This is a genomic window from Burkholderia latens (genome assembly GCF_001718795.1).
Lineage (GTDB): Bacteria > Pseudomonadota > Gammaproteobacteria > Burkholderiales > Burkholderiaceae > Burkholderia > Burkholderia latens_A.
This window is the reverse complement of the sequence record NZ_CP013437.1, coordinates 218,060-243,371: the sequence shown is the minus strand read 5'-3', so window position 1 is coordinate 243,371 and position 25,312 is coordinate 218,060. Positions and strand designations below refer to the sequence as shown.

Sequence of the window (25,312 nt, the reverse complement as noted above, 5' to 3'; positions counted from 1 at the left end):
GACCCTGTCAAAGGAGCACCCCGATGAAGTGCATGCTCAAACCGGTCGGCGAACAGACGATCGTGATCACGGGCGCCACGAGCGGCATCGGCCTCATCACCGCGCGCAAGGCGGCGCGGCGAGGCGCGAAGCTGGTGCTGTTCGCGCGCAACGAGGACGCGCTGAACACGCTGTGCGATGAAATCCGTCAGCACGGCGGGCTCGCGGTGCCGGTTGCCGGCGACGTCGGCAATCTCGAGGACCTGCAACGCGCGGCCGCGATGGCGGTCGACACTTACGGCGGTTTCGACACATGGGTCAACAACGCCGGCGTGTCGATCTTCGGCACGGCGGCCGCGGTGCCGCTCGAGGATCAGCGCCGGCTGTTCGACACCAACTACTGGGGCGTCGTGCACGGCTCGCTCGTCGCGTCCGATCATTTCCGGCGCAAGAGCGATTTCCATGGCGGCGCGATCATCAACATGGGCAGCGAGGTGTCGGACGCGCCGGTGCCGCTGCAAAGCGCGTACGTCGCATCGAAGCACGCGGTGAAGGGCTTTACCGATTCGCTGCGGCTCGAGCTGGAGTCGGATCACCTGCCGGTCTCGGTCACGCTGATCAAGCCGGCGGCGATGGACACGATGTTCGTGATGCACGCAAAGAACTACATGAACGTCGAGGCGAAACTGCCGCCGCCGATCTACGACCCCGAACTCGTCGCCGACGCGATCCTGTACGCGGCCGCGCATCCGCGCCGCACGTTGTTCGTCGGCGGCGCCGCGAAGCTGACGTCGGCCAGCGCGTATCACGCGCCGCGCCTGTTCGATCGCGTCGCGGCCACGCTGTTCTCGCGCGGCCAGCGCACGGTGCGCCCCGCACGGCCGCGCGACGACAACGCGCTGTACGAATCGCGTCACGCGCTGCACGAGCGCGAAGGGATGGAAGGGCCCGTGCTGCGCGCGTGTGCGTACAACGCGGTGGTGCAGCGTCCGAAGGTCGCCGGCGCGGTCGCGCTGGGCACGGCGGCCCTGGTATTCGCCGCGCTGGCGCGCTCGCGCCGCGAGTCGACGTAAGCGCGTTCCTTTCCGTTTTTCAACCGAAGGAGGTTTTCATGTCATCCCGACAACATACGGGCCACGAATACAGCCACTCCCGCGCGCACGAGGGCGAGCGCACGCAGCAGGATCACGACAAGGGCGGGCATCAGACGGGGCACGGCAAGGTGCCGAGCCCGGTCGACGTGCAAAAGGCGCTGAAGGGAATGGACTATCCGGCGACCAAGGACGACGTCGTTCAGTGCGCCGAACGTTCGCATGCGGACAAGGAAGTGCTGGACATGCTGCGGCAGATTCCCGACCGCGAATACACGACGCCGGCGTCGGTGTCGAAGGAGCTCGGGCGGCTGATGTGAGCGCCGCCGCATCGCGCCGCGCGCGCGCCCGCGTGCGCGGCTTCTCACCGTCACGAGGAGGACGAGCATGGCGATGATCGTCGCAGGCCGCTTCACGACGTTCGAGGAAGCGGAAGGTAGTGCGCGCTACCTTTACGAGCGCGCGTTCGGCCCGGACGACGTGTCGATCTTCTTCCTGAATCCAGGCGGCCAGCACGCGCGCTTTCCGATCGGCGGCGACGTGTATGCCGACACGGCCGCGAAGCCGGGCGGCCGCGGCGCGATGGTCGGTGCGATCCGCGGGCTGGCGATCGGCGCCGTCGTCGGGCTGATCATCTATGCGGTGGGCCTGCGCTACTGGTTCGTGCCGGCCGCCGGCGCACTCGCCGGCGCGTATCTCGGCGCGTTCGGCGGCGCGCTTGGCCGCATGCGCGGCGAGCAGGCGGAAGGCAAGGGCACGCTCGCGCAGACCGAGACCGGCGTCATTCTCGCCGCGCGCGTGACGGCAACGACCGCGGCCGCAGCGGAAGACGTGCTGCGCGCGACCGGCGCGCAATCGATCGAGCGCGTCGAAGGCGACTGGCAAGACGGCGAATGGCGCGACTTCGATCCGGTGCGCCGGCCCGACGGAACCACGCAGGACAGCCCGCACTGAGCATGCCGTTTCTGCATGCGCTTGCAACGGCGCGCGTGGCGTGCGGCGCGTGCGCTGGCCGGCGAGTGCCGCGCCGTGTGGCACGCGGCTTGCGCTGCGCTCTCGGCACCCGTCCAAGGAGGAAACCATGACTACGGCAAACACCCCGCCGCCCCAGCAGCAGACCCGGCAGCCGGGCACCGAGCGGGACATGAACCCGAAGCCGCGCGACGAAGCGGCCGATTACGTCGGCAGCGGCAAGCTCGCCGGCAAGGTCGCGCTCGTGACGGGCGGCGACAGCGGGATCGGCCGCGCGGTGGCGATCGGCTTCGCGAAGGAAGGTGCGGACGTCGCGATCGTCTATCTGAACGAATCGGACGACGCCGCACATACGAAGCGGCTGATCGAGCAGGCTGGCCGGCGCTGCGAGGCGATCGCGTGCGACGTCGGCGACCGGCAGCAGGCGCGCGACGCGGTCGCACGTACGGTCGAGCGGCTCGGCCGGCTCGACGTGCTGGTGAACAACGCGGGCGAACAGCATCCGCAGCCCGGTATCGAGGACGTCAGCGAGGAGCAGCTCGAGCGCACGTTCCGTACGAACATATTCGGGATGTTCTTCTGTACGCAGGCTGCGCTCGCGCACATGAAGCAGGGCGGCCGCATCGTCAATACCGCGTCGGTCACTGCGTACCACGGCAACCCGAAGCTGCCCGATTACTCGGCGACCAAAGGCGCGATCGTCGCGTTCACGCGGTCGCTGTCGATCGAACTGGCCGAGCGCGACATACGCGTGAACGCCGTCGCGCCGGGCCCGATCTGGACGCCGCTGATCCCGTCGACGTTCACGCCCGAGCAAGTCGCGAAGTTCGGCTCGAACGTGCCGCTCAAGCGCCCCGGTCAGCCGGACGAGCTGATCGACTGCTACGTGCTGCTCGCGTCCGAAGGGGCGAGCTACATGACCGGACAGACTTTGCACCCGAACGGCGGTTCGATCGTCGGCGGTTGACGGCTACCCCCACGCAAGGAGAAAGCGCATGAAACAACCCAACTGGACGATCGCGGCGCTGGCCGCCGGTGTGCTGGCCGTGTCGGGGCTCGCGCACGCACAGATGCCGAGCGAGCCGCCCGCCTCGAATTCGCACGTGCCGGGCGGCACGATCAACCCGTCGTCGGGCGCCGGCGCCGCGGGCGATTCCGGCATCGCGAAGGCGCCGCAGGGCGCCGACGCGGAGTTCGTCGACAAGGCCGCGATGTCGGGCAAGGCGGAAGTACAGGCGAGCCAGCTCGCGCTGAAGCAGGCGCAGTCGGCCGACGTGCGGGCATTCGCGAAACGGATGGTCGCGGATCACGGCAAGGCGAACGCGAAGCTCAACGAGATCGCCGCGCGCAAGGGCATGAAGCCGCAGGTCGAACAGATTTCGGATCCCGACGTCGAAGCGCTGCGCGGCAAGAGCGGGCGCGACTTCGACACCGCGTATCTGGCGGCGGCCGGCCCCGATGCGCACAAGAAGGCGGTCGCGCTGTTCGAGAGCGAGGCGCGCGACGGCCGCGACGCGCAGCTTCGCGCGTTCGCGAAATCCACGCTGCCGACGCTCAAGCATCACCTGAGCATGGCAGAGGCGCTCGCACGCAAGATGGGCTCGCAATAACGCGCGCCCGGTTCAACCCCAGGGCCGCACGTGCGGCCCGCTTTTTCGGAGAAGCAGTCATGGCCCAACGGCAATCGAAGCACGAAGGCATCCTCGAACTGCTCTGCCAGGCATACGAGACCGAGCTTGGCGGCGCGAAAATCTACGAGGCCGCGCTCCAGTGCGCGACCGACGAGGACCTGCACAAGGAATGGGAAAAGTACCACCGCGAGACGATGCATCACCAGGAAGTGCTGCGCAAGGTATTCGAAACGCTCGGCCTCGATCCGGATACGCAATCGCCGGGGCGCGCGGCGGTGGCGGCGACCGGCCAGTCGCTGGTCCAGGTGATCGAGCAGGCGAAGAAGCAGGCCGACCCGGCAGTCGCGCAGGTCGTCGCGGCTGAATGCGTGGTGCTCGCCGAGACCAAGGACCACCTGAACTGGGAACTGATCGGCTATGCGGCGGAGCAGCTGCCGGACAGCAATGCGGCGAAGGTGCTGAAGGCCGCGCACGATGAAGTCGAGGCCGACGAGGACCACCACCTGTATCACACCCGCGGCTGGGCGCGCGAGATGTGGATCGAGTCGATGGGCTTCAAGGCCGTGCTGCCGCCGCCGGAGGAAGTGAAGAAGGTCGAGTCGGCCGCCGATGCGGCGCGCGCCGAAAAGTCGCGCGGCAAGATGATGTAACGGGTAGCGGCACATCCGGGCACATCCGTTCGGCCGGGCCTTGCCGCTTGTGCGGGGGCCCGGCTTTTTTCTTTTCGTCTTTCGGGTAGCGGATGTGGTTGCGGTCACAACCAGTCACCGCATTGCGAACCTTCCGCGTCACGTGAGCACGTCGACCGCCATCACGACCACCGACGCCGCCATCAGCACGACAGCGAGCCATCCGAAGCACTTCGACACGACACCGGTGCCCGGCCGGCCCTCCGCATCGCGGCGCTGCGACAGCAGCATCACCAGCACGAGCATCGGCACCGCGGCAATGCCGTTGAGCACCGCGCTCCAGTACAGCGCCTTGATCGGATTGACCGGGCTGAAGCAGATCGCGATGCCGACGAGCACGCACAGCGCGAGCACGGCATAGAACCTCGGCGCGCGCCGTACCGGCTCGTTCAGCCCTTCGCGAAACCGCCACGCTTCGGCGCAGCCGTACGCGGCGCTGCCGGCGAACGCGGGAATGGCGAGCAGCCCGCAGCCGACGATGCCGAACGCGAACACGAGAAACGCCGCTTCGCCTGCGATCGGCCGCAGCGCTTCCGCAGCCTGCGCGGTCGAACCGATGTCGTGCTTGCCGTGCGTGAAGAACACGGCCGCGCCGATCACCATGATGCAGAACGACACCGCGTTGGTCACGATCATTCCGGTCCACGTGTCGATCGTGATGCGCCGTTCGGTGTCGCGCCGCGCGGCTGGCGCGCATGCGGCGTCGCCGTTGCGGCGCTCGGCCTGCGTTTCCTCGACCTCGAGCGCGGCTTGCCACACGAACAGGTACGGGCTCAGCGTCGTGCCGAGCACCGCGACCGCCGTCGTCGCATAGTCGTGCGTGAATGCGACGTGCGGCAGCACGATCGCGTGCAGCAGGCTGCCCCAGTCGACGTGCACGAATGCGAGCTCGATCACGTACGCGAGCAGACCGAGCGTCATCCACTTGAGCCAGCGCGCGTAGCGCTCGTACGACATCAGTACCTGCAGCGCGAGCGATGCGATGCCGTAGATAGGCGCATACCAGTAGCTGCGTCCGCCGGCGACGAGTGTGGTCGCGTCGCCCATCGCGGCGAGATCCGCGCCGACGTTCACGACGTTGACGATCACGACCATCACCACGAGCGTCTTCGCGAGTCCGTCGGAGAAGTGTTCGCGGATGCCTGCGACGAGACCCTTGCGATTGCTGCGGGCGACGAATGCGGACGCAAGCTGCACGACGACCATCATCGGCAGCGTGACGACGATCATCCACAGCATGTGGAAACCGAACTGGCTGCCGGCCTGCGCATAGACGGCGACGTTGCTCGGGTCGGCGTCGGATGCGCCCGCCAGCAGGCCCGGGCCGAGCCGCCGGTACCACGGTTTGTCGGCGGGTTCGGCTGCCGCGGCAGCGGCGCCGCGCGCTGCATCGTCGTTGCGCAGATCGCTCATTCGGCGTCACCGTGCTCGCCGGCGGGGCCGCGCGCGAGGCGCGACGCGGTGCGCAGCGCGTCGACGAGCGTCCGGTACGCGTGCTCGCGCGAATCCGCGCCGCGGGTGCGCAGCACGTACGACGGATGATACGTCGCGACGACGAGACTGCCGCCCGGTGCGCGCACCGGCTTGCGCGTGCGCTCGAGCGTCGCGTCGTTGTCCTGGAGCACCGCACGCAGCGCGGTCGCGCCGAGCGCGACGATCACGCGCGGCGCGAGCGTATCGAGTTCGCGCTGGAGCCAGTAGCGGCACGCGGCGACTTCACGCTGCGCGGGCGTCTTGTGCAGCCGCCGCTTGCCGCGCGGCTCCCATTTGAAATGCTTGACCGCGTTGGTCAGGTAGACCTGCGTGCGCTCGATCCCGGCTTCGTCGAGCGCGCGATCGAGCATCCGGCCCGCTGCGCCGACGAACGGGACACCCGTGCGGTCTTCCTGGTCGCCCGGCTGCTCGCCGACGAGCATGATCCGCGCATCGGCCGGCCCTGCGCCGGGCACCGGCTGCGTCGCGTGCTCCCACAGCGAACAGCGGCGGCATGCGTCGAGCGTGGCGGGCGCGTCGTCGTCGGCGGTCCGGGCCGCGCCCGTGGCGGGCTTTGCGCGTTTGGCGGGCGCTGATGGCGCCGACGGCCGCGACGGCGATGAAGGCGGTGCGTGCGTCGCGCGCGTCATGCGGCACCTCCCCCGCATGCGTGTGGTCGGCACGCCGCGTCACGCGTGGCCTCACACACCCGCGTGCGGGCGGCAGACGGATCGACGGCCCCGGAGGGCCGGAACATCGGCAATGCGCGCATCTACGGCTCCCGTGTCGGCGATATCGATCGCATGCAGCAACCGGCATGCCGGACGCAGTCAATATGGGCGCGGAGTTTGCGTCGGGGCCGCATCCATTTCCGCAGGAGAAACGCGATGCACACCCACCCCGGCGACGATCCGGCCGCCGACGACGTGTTGCTGTGGCGCGCGCCGGATAGCGTGCCGCTCCGGCCGCGCCGCGTGCTCGTTGTCGACGACTATCGCGATGCGGCCGATGCGCTGCAGCTGCTGCTCCAGGCGCGGGGTTTCGAATGCCGCGTCACGGACGACCCGTTCGTCGTCTGCGATCTCGCGCGTGCGTGGCAGCCGTTCGCGATCGTGCTGGACATCGCGATGCCTGGCCTCGACGGCTTGCAGCTCGCTGCGCGGCTGCGCGGCGATCCGCGCACCGGCGACATGCTGCTGATCGCGTGCAGCGCGTTCGCATCGCAGCGGGACCGCGAGCGTGCGCGGGAAGCGGGCTTCGACGCGCATTGTGCGAAGCCGCTGACGCCGCACCGGCTGCTGCGCTACCTGGAACTGGCGTGCGGCAGCGACGACGCAGGCCGCACGGGCATTACACGCAGCTTGTAAAACGGTGCCGCGCGGCCCGTCGGTCGGCCACGGCGTCGGCCGTGCACGGCGGCGGCCGCGGATCGTGATGCGCGGCCCCGCGGCGCTTTCCCGGCTGTCGCGCATCGTGTCCCGACCGCCGACAGGTGCGGCGCGCGTTCGAGGTCGTAATCGGCGCGTTTGCGGCATCGCGTGCGGCTGCGCCGGAGCCGGTAACTTCACGGCTGGGTGGCGCGCGGCGAATCGTGCACAATACCGGGCATCTGAAAGACCGGAGACCGGCGCTGTGGGAATCAACTTCGATTTGACCGACTTGCAGGCGTTTCGCGCGGTGGTGGAGCTCGGCAGCTTCCGCAAGGCTGCCGAGTCGATCAGCATCTCGCAGCCCGCGTTGAGTCGCCGGATCGACAAGCTGGAGGAGGCGCTCGGCGTGCGCCTGTTCGAGCGCACCACGCGCAGCGTCACGCTGACCACCGTCGGCCGGGTGTTCGCGCCGAGCGCCGAACAGTTGCTCGACGATCTCGACGTCGCGCTGCTCGGCATCCGCGACGTGTCGTCGAGCCGGCTCGGGCATGTGACGATCGCGTGCGTGCCGTCGGTGGCGTACTACTTCCTGCCGAACGTGATCGCCAGCTATCACCGCCGCTTTCCGCGCATCCGCGTGAAGCTGCTCGACGCGAGCGCGAACGAGGTGTTGAGCGCGGTGATCAGCGGCGAGGCCGATTTCGGCGTGAGCTTCATGGGCAGCCAGGAACCGGAGATCGATTTCAAGCTGCTGCTGCAGGAGCGTTTCGTCGCCGCGTGCCGGCGCGATCATCCGCTCGCGCGCAAGAAGCGCGTGACCTGGGACGAGCTTTACGCGTACGAGTACGTGTCGGTCGACAAGACGTCCGGCAACCGGCTGCTGCTCGACCAGGCGCTGACCGCCGTTGCGCCGCCCACACCGAGTGTGTGCGAGACGCGCCACGTGACGACGATGCTCGGGCTCGTCGAGGCGGGCCTTGGCGTCGCCGCGGTGCCGTCGATGGCGATGCCCGGGCGCGATCATCCGCTGCTGACGAGCGTGCCGCTCGTCGAGCCGGTGGTGAAGCGCCGCGTCGGCATCGTGAAGCGGCGCGGGCGCGCGCTGACGCCCGCCGCGGAAGCGTTTCACCAGGCCATCGTCGACGCGAAGCGCGGCGCCGCACCCACCGGCGCCGCAGCGGAATGAAACACGCGACGAACACGACGATGACGCTCCGAACGCTCCGAACGCTCCGGACGCTCCGGACGCCCACCGCAACAGCGGAGACGGCCGCATCGTGATACTCGCAAGACCGCTGCGTTCGCTCTACGTACAGGTGCTGATCGCGATGGCCTTCGGCGTGAGCGTCGGCCATTTCTGGCCGTCGGCGGGCGCGATGCTCAAGCCGCTCAGCGATGCGTTCGTCGGGCTGGTGCGGATGATGATCGCGCCGATCGTGTTCTGCACGATCGTTTCCGGCATCACGTCGCTGGCGAACGGCAAAGCGATCGGCCGCACGATCGTCCGCGCGCTGGTGCTGTTCTACCTGCTGACCGCCGCCGCGCTCGCATTCGGGCTCGTCGCCGCATTCGTGCTGCGGCCCGGCGCCGGCATGCACGTCGACGTGCACCGTCTCGATGCGAGCCTGCTCGCGCAGTATGTGCGCGATACGCAGCCGCACGGATTCGTCGCGTTCGCGCTGAACGTGATTCCGGACACGATGCTCGGTGCGTTCCAGAAAGGCGAGGTGCTGCCCGTGCTGCTGTTGTCGCTGCTGTTCGGGTTTGCGCTGAATGCGCATCCGCGGGCCGGCCGGCCTGTGCTCGCGCTGATCGACGGCGTCGCGCAGATCGTGTTTCGCGTGCTGGCGATGGTCATGCGGCTCGCGCCGCTCGGCGCGTTCGGCGCGATGGCCTTCACCGTCGGCCGCTTCGGCATCGGCTCGGTCGGCTCGCTCGCGCAGCTGATCGCGTCGTTCTATGCGGCGTGCGCGCTGTTCGTCGCGCTGGTGCTGGCGCCGCTCGCGCGCGTGCACGGGTTCGCGCTGTGGCGGTTGTTGCGCTTCATTCGCGAGGAATTGCTGATCGTGCTTGCGACGTCGTCCACGGAGCCGGTGCTGCCGCGCCTGATCGTGAAACTCGAAGCGCTCGGTTGCGACAAGGGCATCGTCGGCCTCGTGCTGCCGGCCGGCTATTCGTTCAATCTGGACGGCACCGCGATCTATCTGACGCTCGCAGCGATGTTCATCGCGCAGGCATGCGACGTGCCGCTGTCCGCGCCGCAGATCGCGGCGCTGCTCGCGGTGATGCTGCTCACGTCGAAGGGCGCCGCCGGCGTGTCCGGCAGCGGGCTCGTCGCGCTCGTCGCGACGCTCGCGGTGATGCCGGACCTGCCGGTGGCCGGCGTCGCGCTGCTGATCGGCATCGACCGCTTCATGTCCGAGGCGCGCGCGCTGACGAGCGTGATCAGCAATGCGTGCGCGGTGATCTTCGTGTCGGTGTGGGAGGGCGCGTGCGATCGAGCGCGGCTCGTGCGGATGTTGAGCGGGCTCGCGCCCGCATGCCCGAACGAAGCCGACCATGCGGGCACGGACGCCGCCGGCGCCGGACGCGACGGCAACGCGGTCTGACGCCCGCGTTGCCGTCGCGCGTGTTCAATGCGCGGCGACGGAATCCAGCCCGGTCGATTTCACGTCGGGCTGCACGTCCGGCGATGCGAGATAGTCGAGCAGCGCCTTCGCTTCGGCCGGATGCGTCGCGCCGACGGGGATGCCGGCCGCGAAGCGCGTGACCGACTGCAGCGCTTCCGGAATCTTGCCGACGTAGGTCGCGCCTTTCACCGGCAGCAGTTCGCTGACCTGCTGGAAGCCGATCTCGTAGTCGCCGTTCGCGACCACCGACGCGACCGGAATTCGCGGAATCATTTTCGCCTTGGACTTCACCTGATCCTCGATTCCGAGTTTCTTGAACAGCTCGCGCTCGATGTAGACGCCGCTCGCGCTGTCCGAGTATGCGATCGACTTCGCGTGCAGCAGCACCTGCTTCAGGCCTTCGGCCGTGCTGATGTCGGGTTTCGCCGCGCCTTCGCGCACGACCATGCCGATCCGCGAATCGGCCAGCTCCACGCGCGAGCCCGGGATCACCTTGCCCTGTTTGATCAGCTCGTCGAGCGCGTAGCCGACCATGATCACCGCATCGGCCGGCTCGCCGCGCGCGAGCCGGTTCGGGATCGCTTCAGGCGACTTGCCCATCGACGGGCCGAGCGCGGTGTCGAGCGTGTTGCCCGACTGCGCGGCGAAGCGCGGGCCGAGCAGCTTGTATGCGGCGGTGAAACCGCCCGAGCTCATCACGTGCAGCTCGGCGGCGTGGACGTTCGCGGCGACGGCGGCGGTGGCGACGAGTGCGGTCGCACACAGTTTCAGCAGCATTTTTTTCATGGTCGTAATCGTGTTCGTGTTCGAATTCGGGGTCGTGCGGATTCGGGATGGCCGACGGTCGAAACGCGTCAGTGCGCGGGCGTCAGCGTCGCCGGATGGCGGCGATAGAGCGCGAATGTCGCGAGCAGCGCGCATACCGCGGCGATGCTCATCCAGTACCCGGGCGCGGCCTTGTCGCCGGTCATGTGGATCAGCGCGGTCGAGATCGCCGGCGTGAAGCCGCCGAACACCGCGGTGGCGAGGCTGTATGCGAGCGAGAAACCCGCGACGCGCACTTCCACCGGCATCACTTCCGTCAGCGCGACGACCATCGCGCCGTTGTAGATCCCGTACATGAACGACAGCCACAGCAGCACGAGCAGCATGTTCACGAACGACGGTGCATGCGCGAGCAGCGACAGCGCCGGATACGCGGTCGCGATCGCGAGCAGCGTCATCCCGACGAGCAGCGGCCGGCGGCCGATCCGGTCGGACAGCGCACCGCCGATCGGCAGCCACACGAAATTCGACACGCCGACGCACAGCGTCGCCAGCAGGCTGTCGGCGGTGCTCAGATGCAGCACGGTCTTGCCGAAGGTCGGCGCGTAGACCGTGATCAGGTAGAAACTCGTGGTCGTCATCGCGACCAGCATCATGCCGGCGATCACGACGCCCCAGTTCCGTGCGAGCGTGCCGAACACTTCCTTCATGCTCGGGCGATGCCGGCGGGCCTGGAATTCCTGCGTCTCCTGGAGATTGCGGCGCAGCATGAAGATGAACGGCACGATCATGCAGCCGACGAAGAACGGCACGCGCCAGCCCCACGCGGCGATGGACGATGCGCTCAGCCATTGATTGAGCGCGAAGCCGAGGCCTGCCGCGACGACGATCGCGACCTGCTGGCTCGCCGACTGCCAGCTCGTGAAGAAGCCCTTGCGGCCGGGCGTGGCCATTTCTGCCAGATAAACCGACACGCCGCCGAGCTCCGCGCCGGCCGAGAAGCCTTGCAGCAAGCGGCCGACCAGCACGAGCACGGGCGCGAGCAGGCCGATCGTCGCGTAGCCGGGGACGAACGCGATCAGGATCGTGCCGCTCGCCATGATGCCCAGCGTGACGATCAGGCCCTTTCGGCGGCCGACGTCGTCGATATACGCGCCCAGCACGATCGCGCCGAGCGGGCGCATCAGGAAGCCGGCGCCGAACACGGCGAACGTCATCATCAGCGACGCGAATTCGCTCGCGGCAGGGAAGAACACGGCCGAGATCTGCGTGGCGTAGAAGCCGAACAGGAAGAAGTCGAACTGCTCGAGGAAGTTGCCGGCCGTCACGCGGAATACCGCGGCGGCCTTCGAACGTCCGGTCGGAAGGCTGGGCGAGGGGTGCATCAGGGTGTCTCCAGGAAATCGTGAAATGCGCGGGGAGCCGTTGTTTGTCGTTTCGGCAATGTTCGCGCGGCGACGCGGAAACGATAAGTGCGAATTTTGGATCGATTGATGTTGATTGGTTATCAATCGGGCGCGGGCGTTCCGTTCGTGGCCGCACGCGTGCGCCATTCTTGTCAGTCGCGAAAATCCTGTAGCATCGCGAGCGTGCCTGCCGGCATGCCGCCTTCCGCCGCCGCATGCCCGGCTTCTTTCGTCTGTCCCGGCCTCGCCCGTACGCGTTGGCGAGGCCGATTCGCGTGAGGTCAGTATGCGTCGCATTGGGCTCGTTCTCGTCCCGCAGTTTCAGGTGATGAGTCTGCTCGCATTGTCCGTGTTCGACATCGCCAATTTGCGTGCGGGCCGTTCGCTGTATGAAGTCAGCGTGATCTCCGAAGATGGCGGGCCGGTCGCGGCATCGTTCGGCATTTCCGCGTCGACCGAGCCGGCGCGGCTGTCGGATCTGCATACGGTGTTCGTCGGCGCGTCGCTGTCGACGCCCCCGCCGCGGGTCACGGACAGCATGCGCGAACTGCTGCTGGAGCTGTCCGGCAAGGTCGAGCGGCTGGCGTCGATTTGCCTCGGTGCGTTTCTGCTGGCCGATACGGGGCTGCTGGACGGGCGCCGTGCAACGACACATTGGGCGTTTCTCGACCGGTTCCAGAACGGCTACCCGGCCGTCACGGTGGAGCGCGACTGCATCTTCGTTCGCGACGGCAACGTCTGGAGCTCGGCAGGGATGAGTACGGCCATCGACATGGCGCTCGCGATGCTCGAGGAGGACCTCGGCCCGGACATCGCGCACCAGGTAGCGAAGGATCTGGTGCTCGAGCGCTGGAGACGTTCGGGATTGCAGCCGCAGTCCTCCGTGCTGATCGAGCATCCGGCGCGTACGAATCGGATCCACGACGTCATCACGCATATCCGGGCGAATCTCGGCACCGACCTGACCGTCGACAAGCTGGCCGACGTGGCCAGGATGAGCAAGCGTCAGTTTACGCGCCGATTCAAGGATGAAACCGGCTTGACGCCCGCAAAGGCGGTCGAGCGCATCAGGCTTGAAACGGCGCGGGATTTCGTGACGAGTTCGTCGTGGACCATCGACACGATCGCGCGCGAAACGGGTTACGCCGATCCCGAGCGGATGAGGCGTTCGTTCGTGCGCGCGTTCGGCGAGCCGCCGCAGGCGTTGCGCCGCCAGCGCAAGGCGGAACCGGCCGGCACCGACTAGGCGGCCCGCAGCCGCCACCGCATTGCGCACTGCAGCATCATGGCCCGAAACGAGGGAACTGCGTCCCTCCGCGCACGGCCATCGTCAATAGAATGTTCTCTGTCGGGGGGCGCCGGGTCCGGCATGCCGGACCGACGAGGACTCGTCGGCAACGGGTCGCGCGCGCGGCAGTCGACGTTTTCACGACATCGCCTCATACAGCGCGTCCGCGCGGCATCGTCCGCGTGAGTCGCGCGTACGCGCTGCGCGTGCCGTTTGCCGGCAGCGCAGGCATGCATAGGGTCATGGGCCGACCCGCGGCCCCTGCGTGCCGCCCGCAGTCCGACGGGAAGCCGAATGCCGTCGCCGTCGTGTCGCGCGACAGGCGGTTCGCGACGATGAGCGGAAACTGAATGGATGTTTGGGGCGCAGGATATGTCAGATGCAGCGACGAAAGACGATTCGGCAGCGGTGGTGTACGTCGTCGACGACGATCCGGCCATGCGCGCATCGCTCGATACGCTGTTGCGATCGATGGGCTTGCGTGTGGTGACGTTCGCGAGTACCGCGGAGTTGCGTGCGGCCCGGTCGGAGAACGTCACGAGCTGCCTGCTGCTCGACGTGCGCCTGCGCGGCGAGAGCGGGCTGATGTTTCAGCAGGCGCAGGACCGGCCGCCGATTCCGATCGTCGTCATCACCGGGTTCGCAGACGTCGAAGTCTGTCGCAAGGCGCTGAAAGGCGGTGCGGTCGATTTTCTGGTCAAGCCCTTCACCGATCAGGAGCTGATCGACGCGGTGAATCTCGCGCTGTCGCTCGATGCGGCACGGCGCATGCGCAACGACACGCGCCACGAACTGCAGCAATTGTTCGAGCTGCTGACCCGCCGTGAACGCGAAGTGCTGGCTTACGTCGTCAGCGGCGCGCTGAACAAGCAGATCGCGTCGCACCTCGGCTTGAGCGTGATTACGATCAAGCAGCATCGCGCATCGGTGATGCGCAAGATGAACGCGTCGTCGCTCGCCGATCTCGTGCGCAAGTCCGAGGCAATCGGCGTGCCGCTGTCGACATGACGCCGCGCGGCTCGGCCGTCATGCGGTGACGTTCGCTGCCGGCCGATGCGCGGGAAGGGCGAACGAAAAGCAACAGCCGGCGCCCGGTTCGCCGCGCGCCCAGATTCGTCCGTTGTGCGCATCGACGATCGACCGGGCGATCGTGAGGCCCATCCCCATGCCGTCGGGCTTGCTCGTGAAAAACGGCTGGAAAAGCTGATCGATCGAGTGCTGCTCGATGCCGGGCCCGGTGTCGCGCACGTCGAACACGACATCGGATCCATCCTGCGTGACCGATACCGTCAGCGTTCGCTCGCGCGACGGGCCGCTTTCGATCGCCTGGATGCCGTTCATCAGCAGGTTCGCGAGTACTTGCTGGACTTGCAGCGGATCGGCGAAGACGTGCGCGTCCGGATCGATCGCGCTGTCGACGCGAACGTCTCGCGCAGCCGCTTCGGGTGCGACCAGGAACAACGCGGCGTGCACCGCGTCGGCGGCCGCGAAGTCGACGCATTTGACCGGCGCCTTGCCCACGAAGCCGCGGATCTTGCGGCATATCTCCGTCGCGTCGCGCGCCCAGCGCGCCGCCTGTGCGATCGCGGCCGAGGCTTCGGCGATGTCGGGCTCGTCGCGTACGAGCCAGCGCAACGCGGCTTCCGCCGCCGAACCGGCCGCCGACAGCGGCTGGCTGACTTCATGCAGGATCGACGCCGACATCTCGCCGAACAGCGAAACGCGCGCCGCACGCGCCGCCTCGGCGCGCAATGCGTTGAGCCTGTCGTCGTTTTCCTTCTGCTCGGTCACGTCGAACGCATAGAAATGCAGCCGCCGGTAACCGTCCTCGTGCCTGGGCAGCGAGCAGCGCCACACGATCGGCACGCGGCGGCCCTTGAACGTGACCAGCGTGCGTTCACCCTGGCAGGACGGGCGGTTCTCGAAGATCGCGCGCAGTACCGCGCTGTTGCTGAGCCGGTCCGCCGGCAACAGTATCTGCGCATGCTGCAGGAAATGCTCTTTCGAGTCCGCTTCGAAGAGGCTCACGACCGCGTCGTTGGCGGCGACGAACGCGTGCAATGCGCGAAGGTTCGCGACGGCCTGCGGATGCTCGTCGAAATAGCGGTCGATATCGACGATGCCGCCGCTGCGCAGCTCGTTCACCGCCCGATAGACGCGCGACCAGTCCTCGATCAGGATCGGGATCGGCGCCGACATGAAAAGCTCGCTTTCCGCGGAATGGGCGCCGGGGAGCGGGGCGAGCGTGACGAGTGCGGACGTGGGCATGGGGACGAAGTGCTCGCGCTGGATTTCGCGCGATGCGCGAAACCGGATGACGTAAGTGAAGCATCTGACGCACCGGGACGATGGACGCCCGCGTTGGGAGCGCGTTCGATGCAGCTGCAACTATAAGGCAGATGGTCGACTGTTGCTTGGCGTGAATCGCCTGGTGCGATCAATCGTTGCCGGGCAGGTGCAGCGGTGCACACCTTGGTATGAGCGCGCATCGACCACAGGCTGATGGAGGGCCGAAATTCGTTCCACTAGACTGCGCTTCAACGTGAATCAAGCATGCGGCGCAACGCTACGCGAGGCAGCAAGGTTCGCGGCTCCGGCGGCAGGATCCGCCGATCGTATTCGCCACAGATGCGCGTTCGATGCGAGGGGAACGGTAGATATGACACAGCCAACGTTTGCAAATGACGATCTGTTCGAAGGCGCGCTGCTTCGCTTGCTCGATCCATCGAGAATGCCGGGCGCACGCGACGGCTTGTCGGGCGCGGCCGGCAGGCGCCGGCGGCGTGCGCGCGGCATACGCGGCGATGGGGCGGGCGACGCTGCGGCGCCCGTAGCCGCGCGGATCAGGATCGTCGAGATTCTGTCCGCGACGTCGGTCAGCGTACGCTGGAGCGATCCGCTGTTCGGGCATTTCGGCGAACAGATATGGCACTGCGTGACCGCGCGGACGGCGTCGCGCTGCGTGTTGACGGGCGCGCCGATCAATCGCGGCGATCGCGTCTATCGGCCGCGCGGCCGCGGCCGCACCGTTCCGTGCAACTGGGACCGGATGATCCATGCGGCGGCCGTCGCGCCCGCCAGGTCACGCGATGCCGACGACGCGTGAAGTGCGAACGGACGCGGCCGGTATGGGCGGCACCATACCTCGGCATGATTGTCGCGGCCCGGGATGGCCGATACGCTGTCCGAAATCCGGTTGCGTTGCCGGCTCCGCCGGCAGGCGCGGCGTCACGCGAGACACTCAGTGCACGACAAGACGGTTTGCATCATCGACGATGAAATGGCGATGAGACAGTCGCTGGAATCGCTCGTGCGTTCGATGGGCGTTCGCGTGAGGCTGTATGCGTCGGCCGAAGCGTTTCTCGAACAGGGAAGAAGCGGACCGCTGCATTGCATCGTGTGCGACATCCAGATGCAGCGCATGTCGGGCATCGAATTGCTTGCGTGTTTGCGGGCGGGGCGTTGCGATGTGCCCGTCATCTTCGTGACCGCGCATCCGAGCGCGCGACGTCTGCTCGAAGCGCGACGGCTCGGCGCAATGTGCGTGCTGGAGAAGCCGTTCGATCCGCGCGAGCTCGTTCAGTGGCTGATGCGGGCGCTTGCGCGATGCTGAAGGATTGGCACAAAAGCATGTCGGCAGCACGACTTCGCGCGAGCGCCCGTCATCGCGATCGCGCGTGTTCACGACAAGGTTTCGTTTCAAACGACAGGAGAAGTGATGGCTGACGACAATTCCAGCCTTGGCGCGAAAACGCAATTCGTCGACGTCGACGGGCGGCGCCTCGCATATCGGACGTTCGGCGCCGGAACGCCGCTCGTGCTGTGCGTGCGCTTTCGCGGAACCATGGACACGTGGGATCCGTTGTTCCTCGACAGTCTCGTCGAACAAGGATTCCAGGTCACGATTTTCGACTATAGCGGGCTCGGGCAGTCCACCGGTGAGCGCACGTACCATCCCGCATCGCTCGCAAAGGACGCGATCGACCTGATCGTCGCGTTGAAGCTCGGCAAAGCCGTCATCGGCGGATGGTCGGTCGGCGGCATGGCCGCTCAGATCGTGGTTGCGACGGCGCCGCAGCTGGTCACGCATGCCGTGCTGATCGCGACCACGCCACCTGGGCCGCTGGTCAAGCCAGGCGAGCAGCTGTTCTACACGATGGCGAAGCGCGAAAACGACTTCGAGGACTTCGTCACGCTGTTTTTCGAGCCGTCGTCGCCCGCGAGCCGTGCGGCCGCCGAGCAATCCGCTGCCCGGATCGCGCAACGCACGCTCGATCCGAGCCCGGCCGTGCCGGTCGAATGGGCGGGGCAGCAGGTTGGAGACGGTCCGCGGAATCCGGCCTTCCCGGTCGACGCCGTGCTCGATGCGCTCAGGTCGACGCCGATTCCGGTTCTCCATGTCGGCGGCGATCACGACATCGTGTTTCCGGTCGAGAACTGGTACGCACTCAGCGGCCAGCTGCCGACGCTGCATGTCGTGACGCTGCCGCGCACCGGACACGGGCCGCAGCTCGAGTATCCGGTGGCTTGCGCGAAACATATCGCGGCGTTCGTCGGCACGCGCGCCGGCTGAGCACGCACGCGAAAAAGACGGAGCACGGCGGCGCGCCGCCGGTAGCCACGCACAATGAAAGGACGAAGAAGATACTGTCCGATTGATCAGGATTACAAATGGAAGATCTGGTTGACCTGGCGATTCGCGCGGCAGGCGGCATGGACCAATTCATGCGTTTCAGCAGCGTATCCGCGCAGTTGCATCACACCGGCGCGATCTGGCAGCTGAAGAAGCGGGACGGCGTGCTGACCGATTCACGTGTGACGGTGCGGTTGCATGAGCAGCGCGTATCCCATGTGCCGTTCGCACCGACGACCGACCACTCGGTTTATACGCCGTCGCATGTCGAGATCCGTCGTGCCGACGGCAGCGTGGTCGATACGCTCCACGCGCCTCGCGCATCGTTCGACGGCTACGAAATGGAAACGCCGTGGTCCAACGCACAGCTGGCCTACTTTGCCGGCTACACGATGTGGACGTACCTGACGTCGCCGTTCCTGCTGCGGCACGACGGCGTAACGAGCCGGGAAATCGCGCCGTGGATCGTCGACGGACTGCGATGGCGCCGGCTGCGCGTCGAATTTGCGCCGCAGATCGCAACGCATAGCGCGGTGCAGACGTTCTACTTCGATGCCGACGGACTGCTGCGCCGGCACGACTATGAGGTCGACATCCAGGGCCGCAATGCGGCGGCCCGATATATCGGCGATTACGTCGACGTCCAGGGCATTCGCATGCCGACGCGTTTCCGCATTTATCCGCGGACCGCGGAGAACGTGGCGCTCCCGGCGCCGCTGATCGTCGGCGTCGATCTGTCCGACTTCCGTTTCGAGTGACGAGGAAAACATGACTCATACAGCGACCTACCGCGCGGCGGTAGTCAAGGCACCCGGCCAGCTGGAACTGGTCGAGCGGCCGATTCCGGAGCCCGCATACGGGCAGGTGCGCATCCGCGTCGAAGCATGCGGTGTCTGCCATTCCGACAGCGCTACCGTCGAACGCCCGGCGCCGGCCGGTGCGCCGCCGCGCGTGCCGGGTCACGAGGTCGTCGGGCGCGTCGAGGCGCTTGGCGACGGCGTCGAAGGCTGGCAGATCGGCCAGCGCGTCGGCGTCGGCTTTCTTGCCGGCGAGGACCGTACCTGTTCGGCGTGCCGGCACGGCGACGCCGTGAATTGCGAAAACCCCGTGATCACCGGGATGACGACCGACGGCGGTTACGCGGAGATCATGCTGGCCGAAGCGCGCGGCCTCGTTCGCGTGCCCGACGATCTCGACGCGGCGCAAGCGGCGCCGCTGCTCTGTGCGGGCCTCACGACGTTCAACGCGCTGCGCAATGCGGGCGCGCGGCCGGGTGACGTGGTCGCGATCCACGGCCTGGGCGGCCTCGGCCATCTTGCCGTGCAGTTTGCGAACCGGATGGGTTTCCACACCGTCGCGATCGCGCGCGGCGCCGACAAGGCTGCGCTCGCCGCGCAACTCGGTGCGCATCGCTATATCGATGCGCGGGCCGAGGACGTCGCCGCCGCACTGCGTGCAATGGGCGGTGCGAAGGTCGTGCTCGGCACGGCGCCGACCGGCTCGGGGATGGCCGAGACCGTGGCGGGGCTGTCCGCGCGCGGCAAGCTGGTCGTCGTCGCCGTGCCCGGCGAGCCGATCGCGGTGAACGCGGTCGACCTCGTGTTCGGCGGCCGCTCCGTCGTCGGCGCGCTGACCGGAACGGTGACCGATAACGAGGAGACGCTCGCGTTCGCTCGGCTGCAAAACGTGCGACCGATGATCGAGACGTTTCCGCTGGAGCACGCGCAGGCCGCGTACGACCGCATGATGCGTGCGGATGTGCGGTTCCGCGCGGTACTGACAATGAATTCCGCGTCCACGGGAGTTGCCGCATGAACGCAATCGCTCAATCCGTCATCGACGCCCACGGCGGACTCGAACAATGGCGCAAGTTTCGGCAGGTGCGAGCCCGCCTGGTTCAGGGCGGCGCGCTCTGGGGCCTCAAGGGGCACGCGGGCGTGCTGGACGACACGACCGTCACGGTCGCGACGGACCGCCAATGGGCGTCGCATGCGCCGCTCGGCGCACTGGCCGCACGCAGCGAATTCACCGGCGAACGCATCGCGCTGTTCGATGCGTCGGGGCGTGTGCTCGCGCAGCGCGACGAGCCGCGACGATCGTTCGACGGGCATACGCTGGAAACCGGCTGGGACGCGCTTCAGCTTGCGTTCTTCGCCGGATGCGCGATGTGGACGTATCTGAACGCACCGTTCGTGCTCGCGTGGGACGGCGTGACCTGCGACGAGGACGGCACCTGGACCGAGCAGGGCGAAACGTGGCGCAGGATCCGCGTCCACTATCCGGACGGTCTCGAAGTGTTCAGCCGCGAGCAGGCGATCTACGTCGGATCCGACGGGCTGATCCGGCGTCTCGACTACGACGTCGAAATCGCGGGCAACACCCCGGGCGCGCATTACGTCAGCGACTACACGACCGTGTCCGGCATCCGTTTTCCGACAAAGCGGCGCATCTACCCGCGAGCGCCTGACGGACACGCACTATCCGAGCCGCTCGTCGTCTCGATCGACCTGCACGACATCGCGCTCGGTTGAGTGCGAGCCGCGTCGCGCACGAAACCCTCGTTCGCCATTTCAAGGAGCCATTGATGAAAGCCATTGTTTACGCCAAGGCCGGTTTGCCGATCGACGATCCCGATGCGATGTATGCAACCGACGTGCCGGTGCCGACGCCGGGCCCGCGCGATCTGCTGGTGAAGATCGACGCGATCTCGGTCAATCCGGTCGACTCGAAACTGCGGCTCGGCGTCGAACCGGGCGGCCCGCGCATTCTCGGCTGGGATGCCGCCGGAACGGTAGAAGCGGTCGGCAGCGACGTCGAACTGTTCGAGCCGGGCGACAAGGTATGGTATGCCGGAGACATCACGCGCCCGGGCAGCTACGCCGAATACGGTCTTGTCGACGAGCGCATCGCGAGCCGCCGGCCGACGACGCTCGGCGCTGCCGGCGCCGCGGCCCTGCCGTTGACGGCGATCACCGCCTGGGAACTGTTGTTCGACCGGTTGAACGTCGCCGAGCGCGGCGGCGCGGGGCAGAGCCTGCTCGTGATCGGCGCGGGCGGCGGCGTTGGGTCCATCCTGGTGCAACTTGCGCGCAAGCTGACCGCGCTGACCGTAATCGGCACGGCGTCGCGGCCGGCCACGCACGCATGGGTGGCCGAACTCGGCGCGCACCACGTGATCGATCACGGAAAACCGTTGCGGCCGCAACTTCAGTCGCTCGGCATCGAGCAGGTGAACCATGTGATCAGCCTTACGCATACCGACACGTACTACGCGCAGATCATCGACATCCTCAAGCCGCAGGGCCAGCTCGCACTGATCGACGATCCCGACACGCTCGATGCGATGCCGCTGAAGCGTAAATCCATTTCGCTGCATTGGGAGTTCATGTTCACGCGCTCGATGTTCCGCACGCCGGACATGGATCGTCAGCACGCACTCCTTGCACGCGTGGCGGCACTGATTGACGACGGCGTGCTCAAGAGCACCGTCGGCGAACACCTCGGCAAGATCGATGCGGCCAATTTGCGGCGCGCGCACGCATTGCTCGAAGCGGGGCGCGCGAAGGGCAAGATCGTGCTGGAAGGTTTCTGAGCACACTCCGATACGACAACGACGACACCACCATGACCACCATCACCACGAAAGACGGCACGCGGATCTTCTACAAGGACTGGGGCGCCGGCCGCCCCGTCGTGTTCTCGCACGGCTGGCCGTTGAATGCCGACGCATGGGACGCGCAGATGCTGTTCCTCGTACAGCACGGCTACCGCGTGATCGCGCATGACCGGCGCGGTCATGGCCGCTCGGGCCAACCGTTCGCCGGCAACGACATGGATACGTATGCCGACGATCTGGCGGCGCTGCTGGATGCGCTCGACGTGCGCGACGCGACGCTGGTCGGTCATTCGACGGGCGGCGGCGAAGTCGCGCGCTACATGGGCCGTCACGGGACCGCGCGGGTCGCGAAGGCCGTGCTGATAGGAGCCGTGCCGCCGATCATGCTGAAAACGGACGCGTATCCGGGCGGCTTGCCGCTGGACGTGTTCGACTCGATCCGCAGCGGCGTGGCCGCGAACCGTTCGCAGTTCTACAAGGATCTCGCGGTGCCGTTCTTCGGTTTCAACCGGCCGCACGCGAAAGTGTCCGCCGGCATCGTCGACGCCTTCTGGGCGCAGGGGATGACGGGCGGCATTCACGGTCAGTACCTGTGCATCCGCGAATTCTCGGAAGTCGACTATACGGAGGATCTGAAGAAGATCGACGTGCCGACGCTGATCCTGCATGGCGATGACGACCAGATCGTGCCGATCGACAATGCAGCGCGGCTGTCTGCGCAGATCGTCAAGCATGCGACGCTGAAGGTGTACGAAGGCGGGTCGCACGGCATGTGCGTCGTCAATGCCGATCGCGTCAATGCGGACCTGCTCGCATTCCTGCAGTCCTGAGCCACGAATGCGCGTGATTCAAGAAATTCGAACTGGACTGGAACCTGGAGAAGAGCATGGCAGAGGTCAAGCGGGTTGAATACCTGTTTCTGGGCGGCGGCAAGGGCGGCAAATCGCTCGCGATGGACCTGGCCCGGCAAGGCAAGCGCGTGGCCGTGATCGAGCGCGGCATGATCGGCGGCTCGTGCATCAACGTCGCGTGCATTCCGAGCAAGGCGCTGATTCACAACGCGCGCACGACGCACGCGTGGCGCGAAGCGGCACGGCGGGAGGACGTGAGCCCGGACATGGCGGCCGTTTCTTCGTACGTTGCGTCGGTCGTGGACGGCATGATCGACGTCAATCGACGCGCATTCGCGCAATCGGGGCTCGAGCTGGTAATCGGCACCGGACGGTTCGTCGCGCCGCGAACCATCGCGGTGCGCGCGGCCGATGGGGCCGAAACGATCTACGAAGGCGAGAACGTGTACGTCAACACCGGCACGGTCGCGTCGGTCCCGCCGGTGCCGGGCCTGGCGGACGCGCAGCCGCTCACCCACGTGGGCGCGTTGCGCCTGACGACGCTGCCGGCGCACCTCGTCGTCATCGGCGGCGGCTATATCGGGCTCGAGATGGCGCAGGCATTTCGGCGGCTCGGCAGCGCCGTCACGCTCGTCAGCGACGCGCCGCGCGTAGCCATGCGCGAGGATGACGACGTCAGCACGGTCATCCAGCAGGCGCTGACCGACGACGGCATTCGGCTGGAACTGGGCGCACGCGTCGTCGGCGTGCACGGGAAAAGCGGCGAGCGTGTCACGGTGACGTTGGCCGACGGCCGCGTCGTCGCCGGCTCGCATCTGCTCGTCGCGACCGGGCGCACGCCGCAGACGGCCGGCATCGGGCTGGAGCTTGCCGGCGTCGAGACGGACGAGCGGGGATTCATCAAGGTCGATGATCAGCTCGCGACGACTGCCGAGCGTACGTGGGCGATCGGCGAAGTCGCCGGCACACCGATGTTTACGCACGCGTCGTTCGACGACTACCGGGTGCTGAAAGCCGGTATCGAGCGCCGGCCGGCGAGCACCGCCGCACGCATCGTCCCTTATGCGCTGTTCATCGACCCGGAGCTGGGCCGCATCGGCTTGAACGAAGCGGAAGCGAAGGCGCGAAACATCGACGTCCGGGTCGCGAAACTGCCGATGGCGTCCGTGCCGCGTGCGCGCACCGACGGCAACACCAGGGGCTTCATGAAAGCGCTCGTGCACCCGCACACCGGCGCGATCCTGGGGTTCACGATGCTCGGCACGGGCGCCGGCGACGTGACCACCGCAGTGCAGATGGCGATGCTCGGCGGGTTGCCGTATACGGCGGTGCGCGACGCGATCATCGCTCATCCGATCATGTCGGAAGGCTTGAACCTGCTGTTTGCGACGTTGAGCTGAATCCGCCGCGCCGGCCGGGCGAAGAAAAAAGCCCCGCATGTCGCGGGGCTCGTCGGCTATGACAACACCGGCAAATCGTGAGCGGCCTGTCGAACGATCAGTGCGGGCCGCGCGTGCGCGGATCGTTCAGGTCCTCGGTCGGATCGGTCAGCCCGAGCTCGTCGCTCGCGCTCCAGTACGGCGCGCTGCCGTAGTACTCGTGCAGCGGGGTGGCCCACTGCGGGTCGGCCATCGCCGGCCAGTGATCCTTGTCGAAGCCCGGCGCATTGCGGATGCGTTCGGACGACACCGACAACAGGAAACACTTGCGTTCGGTATCGAGCGTGAGCGCGCTCCACGGAATCGCGAGCAGCTTGTCGCCGATGCCGAGCAGGCCGCCGCTCGACAGCACGGCATACGCGACGCGGCCCGAACGCACGTCGAGCATGATGTCCTTGATCTTGCCGACGTCGTCGCCATCGGTCGTGTAGACCTTGTTGCCCTCCAGCGTGTCGGCGGCCATCACGTCGGGGCCCGGGCCGGCTGCGGTCGCGGCGCCCTTGCCGACGATGCGGGTCTGTCCTTGATCGGAAGTCTGCATGGTTGTCCTCCTGGCTGCGTGAGGCGCGACCGTGCCCGGGGGGCCCTGTGGGTCGCGCGGGTTGTCGGGCGGAGCGAGGATCGCCCCGTCACGTCTGCTTCGGTTGCGACACGCCCTCGAGCGTGTTCGCGACGTCGTCGCGCGCGGGGCCGGCCGTGCGCGTCGCGATGTCCGCGAGCGACAGCATGCCGACCAGGCGCTTGTCGTGATCGACGACGGGCAGCCGGCGCAATTGCGCGTCGGCCATGTAGTGCTGGATCTCTTCCAGCGAATCGTCCTCGAAACACCATTCGATCGGGCCCGACGCGACTTCGTGAACCCGCGTTTCCGGCGGCTTGCCCGCCGAGATCGCGCGCACCGCGATGTCGCGGTCCGTGACCATGCCGATCAGCCGGTTGTTGTCGCACACCGGCAGCGCGCCGATGTCGTAACGCTCCATCAGCTGCGCCGCATGACGGATCGAATCTGTCGGCGCGATGCGCACGACGTCCTGCGACATGATTTCGTTGACGCGGTGCATGTAGTCCTCCTTGCGAATTGAGTGCAGGGCCGTCCGGTCCCGCAAGCGGCGTGCCGGCGGCTCCCGCCCGTCATTCGTCCCGGCGCTTGGCCGGGTCTTCCCACGGGCCGCCGTCGTGCGTGCCCGGCGGCGTGTCGGGCTCGATGCGCGTCACGCCGCCCGTTGCCGGCGGATCGCTCGCGGGAAACGTGTCCTCGAGCTGCTTGTCGATATGACGCTCCGAATGGCGCGTCTTCGTCTGGTCCTGGTCCTTCAGCGGCGGCGTGGGATCGGGGCGCTGCGCCGGTGCGTCGCGGCCGGACCGGGTCGAATCGTTCATGGCGGGGCTCCGTGTCGGTGACGATGACACGTTCACCGTCGCAACGCGCGTGCCCGCAACAGCGGCGCGGCACGCGATTTGCCGCTATGCAGTCGACGT

28 protein-coding genes are annotated in these 25,312 nt (G+C 67.4%); 20 read left to right on the top strand and 8 right to left on the bottom strand.

The features are described from left to right. Window positions 1-23: 23 nt before the first annotated feature. The 6 genes from WK25_RS16740 to WK25_RS16715 all read left to right on the top strand — a co-directional run bounded on the left by WK25_RS16740 (window position 24) and on the right by WK25_RS16715 (window position 4,323). Complete coding sequence (locus WK25_RS16740; RefSeq protein ID WP_038570502.1) at window positions 24-1,052, top strand: SDR family oxidoreductase; 1,029 nt, start codon at window positions 24-26, stop codon at window positions 1,050-1,052. Window positions 1,053-1,090: 38 nt separating this feature from the next. Beyond that, window positions 1,091-1,390 carry a DUF2795 domain-containing protein gene (locus WK25_RS16735; RefSeq protein WP_069242146.1) on the top strand — a complete coding sequence of 100 codons (300 nt, stop codon included), beginning with the start codon at window positions 1,091-1,093 and terminating at the stop codon, window positions 1,388-1,390. A gap of 67 nt (window positions 1,391-1,457) precedes the next feature. Then, window positions 1,458-2,024: a hypothetical protein gene (locus WK25_RS16730; RefSeq protein ID WP_038570498.1), complete on the top strand. Its 567-nt coding sequence runs from the start codon at window positions 1,458-1,460 to the stop codon at window positions 2,022-2,024. 127 nt (window positions 2,025-2,151) lie between these two features. Beyond that, the gene (locus tag WK25_RS16725) at window positions 2,152-3,009 is read left to right on the top strand and encodes an SDR family oxidoreductase (RefSeq protein WP_038570495.1); all 858 of its coding nucleotides are present in this window, start codon (window positions 2,152-2,154) and stop codon (window positions 3,007-3,009) included. 28 nt (window positions 3,010-3,037) lie between these two features. Further along, entirely contained in the window at window positions 3,038-3,652 is a 615-nt protein-coding gene (locus WK25_RS16720) for a DUF4142 domain-containing protein (RefSeq protein ID WP_069242145.1), read from the top strand. A gap of 59 nt (window positions 3,653-3,711) precedes the next feature. Beyond that, window positions 3,712-4,323, top strand: a complete 612-nt coding sequence (locus WK25_RS16715) for a DUF892 family protein (protein WP_038570488.1) — start codon at window positions 3,712-3,714, stop codon at window positions 4,321-4,323. Window positions 4,324-4,461: 138 nt separating this feature from the next. On the opposite strand, the gene WK25_RS16710 is transcribed toward WK25_RS16715, so the two are convergent. After that, entirely contained in the window at window positions 4,462-5,775 is a 1,314-nt protein-coding gene (locus tag WK25_RS16710; protein WP_069242144.1) for an NRAMP family divalent metal transporter, read from the bottom strand. Beyond that, window positions 5,772-6,485 carry a UdgX family uracil-DNA binding protein gene (locus WK25_RS16705; protein WP_059545927.1) on the bottom strand — a complete coding sequence of 238 codons (714 nt, stop codon included), beginning with the start codon at window positions 6,483-6,485 and terminating at the stop codon, window positions 5,772-5,774. The genes WK25_RS16710 and WK25_RS16705 overlap by 4 nt, the downstream gene beginning before the upstream one ends. Window positions 6,486-6,722: 237 nt before the next feature. Here WK25_RS16705 and WK25_RS16700 point away from each other — a divergent pair, with 237 nt between their 5' ends. From WK25_RS16700 to dctA, 3 genes are all read left to right on the top strand, one after another. Further along, window positions 6,723-7,202, top strand: a complete 480-nt coding sequence (locus WK25_RS16700; protein ID WP_069242143.1) for a response regulator — start codon at window positions 6,723-6,725, stop codon at window positions 7,200-7,202. Between the two features lie 265 nt (window positions 7,203-7,467). Then, a complete protein-coding gene (locus WK25_RS16695; protein WP_038570478.1) occupies window positions 7,468-8,391 on the top strand; it encodes a LysR family transcriptional regulator in 924 nt (307 codons plus the stop codon). 142 nt (window positions 8,392-8,533) lie between these two features. Further along, window positions 8,534-9,814: a C4-dicarboxylate transporter DctA gene (gene dctA, locus WK25_RS16690; RefSeq protein WP_069242444.1), complete on the top strand. Its 1,281-nt coding sequence runs from the start codon at window positions 8,534-8,536 to the stop codon at window positions 9,812-9,814. 24 nt (window positions 9,815-9,838) lie between these two features. Here the strand turns inward: dctA and WK25_RS16685 are convergent, their stop codons facing one another. Both WK25_RS16685 and WK25_RS16680 read right to left on the bottom strand, forming a co-directional pair. After that, window positions 9,839-10,621, bottom strand: a complete 783-nt coding sequence (locus tag WK25_RS16685; RefSeq protein WP_059545921.1) for a substrate-binding domain-containing protein — start codon at window positions 10,619-10,621, stop codon at window positions 9,839-9,841. Window positions 10,622-10,689: 68 nt separating this feature from the next. Then, window positions 10,690-11,985 carry an MFS transporter gene (locus WK25_RS16680; protein WP_038570469.1) on the bottom strand — a complete coding sequence of 432 codons (1,296 nt, stop codon included), beginning with the start codon at window positions 11,983-11,985 and terminating at the stop codon, window positions 10,690-10,692. 307 nt (window positions 11,986-12,292) lie between these two features. On the opposite strand from WK25_RS16680, the gene WK25_RS16675 reads away from it, so the two are divergent. Together WK25_RS16675 and WK25_RS16670 are read left to right on the top strand one after the other, a co-directional pair. Next, window positions 12,293-13,252: a GlxA family transcriptional regulator gene (locus tag WK25_RS16675; RefSeq protein WP_069242142.1), complete on the top strand. Its 960-nt coding sequence runs from the start codon at window positions 12,293-12,295 to the stop codon at window positions 13,250-13,252. A 414-nt stretch (window positions 13,253-13,666) separates the two neighbouring features. Beyond that, window positions 13,667-14,302: a response regulator transcription factor gene (locus tag WK25_RS16670; protein ID WP_038572131.1), complete on the top strand. Its 636-nt coding sequence runs from the start codon at window positions 13,667-13,669 to the stop codon at window positions 14,300-14,302. Between the two features lie 18 nt (window positions 14,303-14,320). Here the strand turns inward: WK25_RS16670 and WK25_RS16665 are convergent, their stop codons facing one another. Next, window positions 14,321-15,493 (bottom strand): PAS domain-containing sensor histidine kinase, encoded by a 1,173-nt coding sequence (locus tag WK25_RS16665; RefSeq protein ID WP_226209005.1) that lies wholly within the window; start codon window positions 15,491-15,493, stop codon window positions 14,321-14,323. Window positions 15,494-15,953: 460 nt separating this feature from the next. Between WK25_RS16665 and WK25_RS16660 the strand changes: the two genes are divergently transcribed. The 9 genes from WK25_RS16660 to WK25_RS16620 all read left to right on the top strand — a co-directional run bounded on the left by WK25_RS16660 (window position 15,954) and on the right by WK25_RS16620 (window position 23,794). Continuing rightward, complete coding sequence (locus tag WK25_RS16660) at window positions 15,954-16,400, top strand: DUF3331 domain-containing protein (RefSeq protein WP_069242141.1); 447 nt, start codon at window positions 15,954-15,956, stop codon at window positions 16,398-16,400. A gap of 180 nt (window positions 16,401-16,580) precedes the next feature. Continuing rightward, window positions 16,581-16,907, top strand: coding sequence for a response regulator transcription factor (locus WK25_RS16655; protein WP_231748511.1), 327 nt, complete (start codon window positions 16,581-16,583; stop codon window positions 16,905-16,907). Window positions 16,908-17,012: 105 nt separating this feature from the next. Then, on the top strand, window positions 17,013-17,867 hold the full coding sequence (locus WK25_RS16650; RefSeq protein ID WP_038570457.1) for an alpha/beta fold hydrolase: 855 nt from the start codon (window positions 17,013-17,015) through the stop codon (window positions 17,865-17,867). Between the two features lie 98 nt (window positions 17,868-17,965). Continuing rightward, window positions 17,966-18,685, top strand: coding sequence for a hypothetical protein (locus tag WK25_RS16645; RefSeq protein WP_059545915.1), 720 nt, complete (start codon window positions 17,966-17,968; stop codon window positions 18,683-18,685). 10 nt (window positions 18,686-18,695) lie between these two features. Next, window positions 18,696-19,742 carry an alcohol dehydrogenase gene (locus WK25_RS16640; RefSeq protein ID WP_038570450.1) on the top strand — a complete coding sequence of 349 codons (1,047 nt, stop codon included), beginning with the start codon at window positions 18,696-18,698 and terminating at the stop codon, window positions 19,740-19,742. Continuing rightward, the gene (locus WK25_RS16635; RefSeq protein ID WP_069242140.1) at window positions 19,739-20,458 is read left to right on the top strand and encodes a hypothetical protein; all 720 of its coding nucleotides are present in this window, start codon (window positions 19,739-19,741) and stop codon (window positions 20,456-20,458) included. Before WK25_RS16640 ends, WK25_RS16635 begins: the two co-directional genes overlap by 4 nt. A 53-nt stretch (window positions 20,459-20,511) precedes the next feature. Continuing rightward, entirely contained in the window at window positions 20,512-21,519 is a 1,008-nt protein-coding gene (locus WK25_RS16630) for a zinc-binding alcohol dehydrogenase family protein (RefSeq protein ID WP_069242139.1), read from the top strand. Between the two features lie 32 nt (window positions 21,520-21,551). Beyond that, window positions 21,552-22,373 (top strand): alpha/beta fold hydrolase, encoded by an 822-nt coding sequence (locus WK25_RS16625; protein WP_038570442.1) that lies wholly within the window; start codon window positions 21,552-21,554, stop codon window positions 22,371-22,373. Between the two features lie 56 nt (window positions 22,374-22,429). Next, the gene (locus WK25_RS16620) at window positions 22,430-23,794 is read left to right on the top strand and encodes an FAD-dependent oxidoreductase (RefSeq protein WP_069242138.1); all 1,365 of its coding nucleotides are present in this window, start codon (window positions 22,430-22,432) and stop codon (window positions 23,792-23,794) included. 97 nt (window positions 23,795-23,891) lie between these two features. Here WK25_RS16620 and WK25_RS16615 read toward each other — a convergent pair whose 3' ends face one another. From WK25_RS16615 to WK25_RS16605, 3 genes are all read right to left on the bottom strand, one after another. After that, entirely contained in the window at window positions 23,892-24,374 is a 483-nt protein-coding gene (locus WK25_RS16615) for a PRC-barrel domain-containing protein (protein WP_038570439.1), read from the bottom strand. An 88-nt stretch (window positions 24,375-24,462) separates the two neighbouring features. Beyond that, on the bottom strand, window positions 24,463-24,894 hold the full coding sequence (locus tag WK25_RS16610; RefSeq protein ID WP_038570437.1) for a CBS domain-containing protein: 432 nt from the start codon (window positions 24,892-24,894) through the stop codon (window positions 24,463-24,465). Window positions 24,895-24,964: 70 nt separating this feature from the next. Continuing rightward, window positions 24,965-25,213 (bottom strand): hypothetical protein, encoded by a 249-nt coding sequence (locus WK25_RS16605; RefSeq protein ID WP_038570436.1) that lies wholly within the window; start codon window positions 25,211-25,213, stop codon window positions 24,965-24,967. Window positions 25,214-25,312: the final 99 nt, after the last annotated feature.

Coding starts and splice junctions, on each gene's coding strand:
- WK25_RS16740 (WP_038570502.1), top strand. CDS start 24: ATGAAGTGCATGCTCAAACCGGTCGGCGAACAGACGATCGTGATCACG.
- WK25_RS16735 (WP_069242146.1), top strand. CDS start 1,091: ATGTCATCCCGACAACATACGGGCCACGAATACAGCCACTCCCGCGCG.
- WK25_RS16730 (WP_038570498.1), top strand. CDS start 1,458: ATGGCGATGATCGTCGCAGGCCGCTTCACGACGTTCGAGGAAGCGGAA.
- WK25_RS16725 (WP_038570495.1), top strand. CDS start 2,152: ATGACTACGGCAAACACCCCGCCGCCCCAGCAGCAGACCCGGCAGCCG.
- WK25_RS16720 (WP_069242145.1), top strand. CDS start 3,038: ATGAAACAACCCAACTGGACGATCGCGGCGCTGGCCGCCGGTGTGCTG.
- WK25_RS16715 (WP_038570488.1), top strand. CDS start 3,712: ATGGCCCAACGGCAATCGAAGCACGAAGGCATCCTCGAACTGCTCTGC.
- WK25_RS16710 (WP_069242144.1), bottom strand. CDS start 5,775: ATGAGCGATCTGCGCAACGACGATGCAGCGCGCGGCGCCGCTGCCGCG.
- WK25_RS16705 (WP_059545927.1), bottom strand. CDS start 6,485: ATGACGCGCGCGACGCACGCACCGCCTTCATCGCCGTCGCGGCCGTCG.
- WK25_RS16700 (WP_069242143.1), top strand. CDS start 6,723: ATGCACACCCACCCCGGCGACGATCCGGCCGCCGACGACGTGTTGCTG.
- dctA (WP_069242444.1), top strand. CDS start 8,534: ATGGCCTTCGGCGTGAGCGTCGGCCATTTCTGGCCGTCGGCGGGCGCG.
- WK25_RS16685 (WP_059545921.1), bottom strand. CDS start 10,621: ATGAAAAAAATGCTGCTGAAACTGTGTGCGACCGCACTCGTCGCCACC.
- WK25_RS16680 (WP_038570469.1), bottom strand. CDS start 11,985: ATGCACCCCTCGCCCAGCCTTCCGACCGGACGTTCGAAGGCCGCCGCG.
- WK25_RS16675 (WP_069242142.1), top strand. CDS start 12,293: ATGCGTCGCATTGGGCTCGTTCTCGTCCCGCAGTTTCAGGTGATGAGT.
- WK25_RS16670 (WP_038572131.1), top strand. CDS start 13,667: ATGTCAGATGCAGCGACGAAAGACGATTCGGCAGCGGTGGTGTACGTC.
- WK25_RS16665 (WP_226209005.1), bottom strand. CDS start 15,493: ATGTCGGCGCCGATCCCGATCCTGATCGAGGACTGGTCGCGCGTCTAT.
- WK25_RS16660 (WP_069242141.1), top strand. CDS start 15,954: ATGACACAGCCAACGTTTGCAAATGACGATCTGTTCGAAGGCGCGCTG.
- WK25_RS16655 (WP_231748511.1), top strand. CDS start 16,581: ATGAGACAGTCGCTGGAATCGCTCGTGCGTTCGATGGGCGTTCGCGTG.
- WK25_RS16650 (WP_038570457.1), top strand. CDS start 17,013: ATGGCTGACGACAATTCCAGCCTTGGCGCGAAAACGCAATTCGTCGAC.
- WK25_RS16645 (WP_059545915.1), top strand. CDS start 17,966: ATGGAAGATCTGGTTGACCTGGCGATTCGCGCGGCAGGCGGCATGGAC.
- WK25_RS16640 (WP_038570450.1), top strand. CDS start 18,696: ATGACTCATACAGCGACCTACCGCGCGGCGGTAGTCAAGGCACCCGGC.
- WK25_RS16635 (WP_069242140.1), top strand. CDS start 19,739: ATGAACGCAATCGCTCAATCCGTCATCGACGCCCACGGCGGACTCGAA.
- WK25_RS16630 (WP_069242139.1), top strand. CDS start 20,512: ATGAAAGCCATTGTTTACGCCAAGGCCGGTTTGCCGATCGACGATCCC.
- WK25_RS16625 (WP_038570442.1), top strand. CDS start 21,552: ATGACCACCATCACCACGAAAGACGGCACGCGGATCTTCTACAAGGAC.
- WK25_RS16620 (WP_069242138.1), top strand. CDS start 22,430: ATGGCAGAGGTCAAGCGGGTTGAATACCTGTTTCTGGGCGGCGGCAAG.
- WK25_RS16615 (WP_038570439.1), bottom strand. CDS start 24,374: ATGCAGACTTCCGATCAAGGACAGACCCGCATCGTCGGCAAGGGCGCC.
- WK25_RS16610 (WP_038570437.1), bottom strand. CDS start 24,894: ATGCACCGCGTCAACGAAATCATGTCGCAGGACGTCGTGCGCATCGCG.
- WK25_RS16605 (WP_038570436.1), bottom strand. CDS start 25,213: ATGAACGATTCGACCCGGTCCGGCCGCGACGCACCGGCGCAGCGCCCC.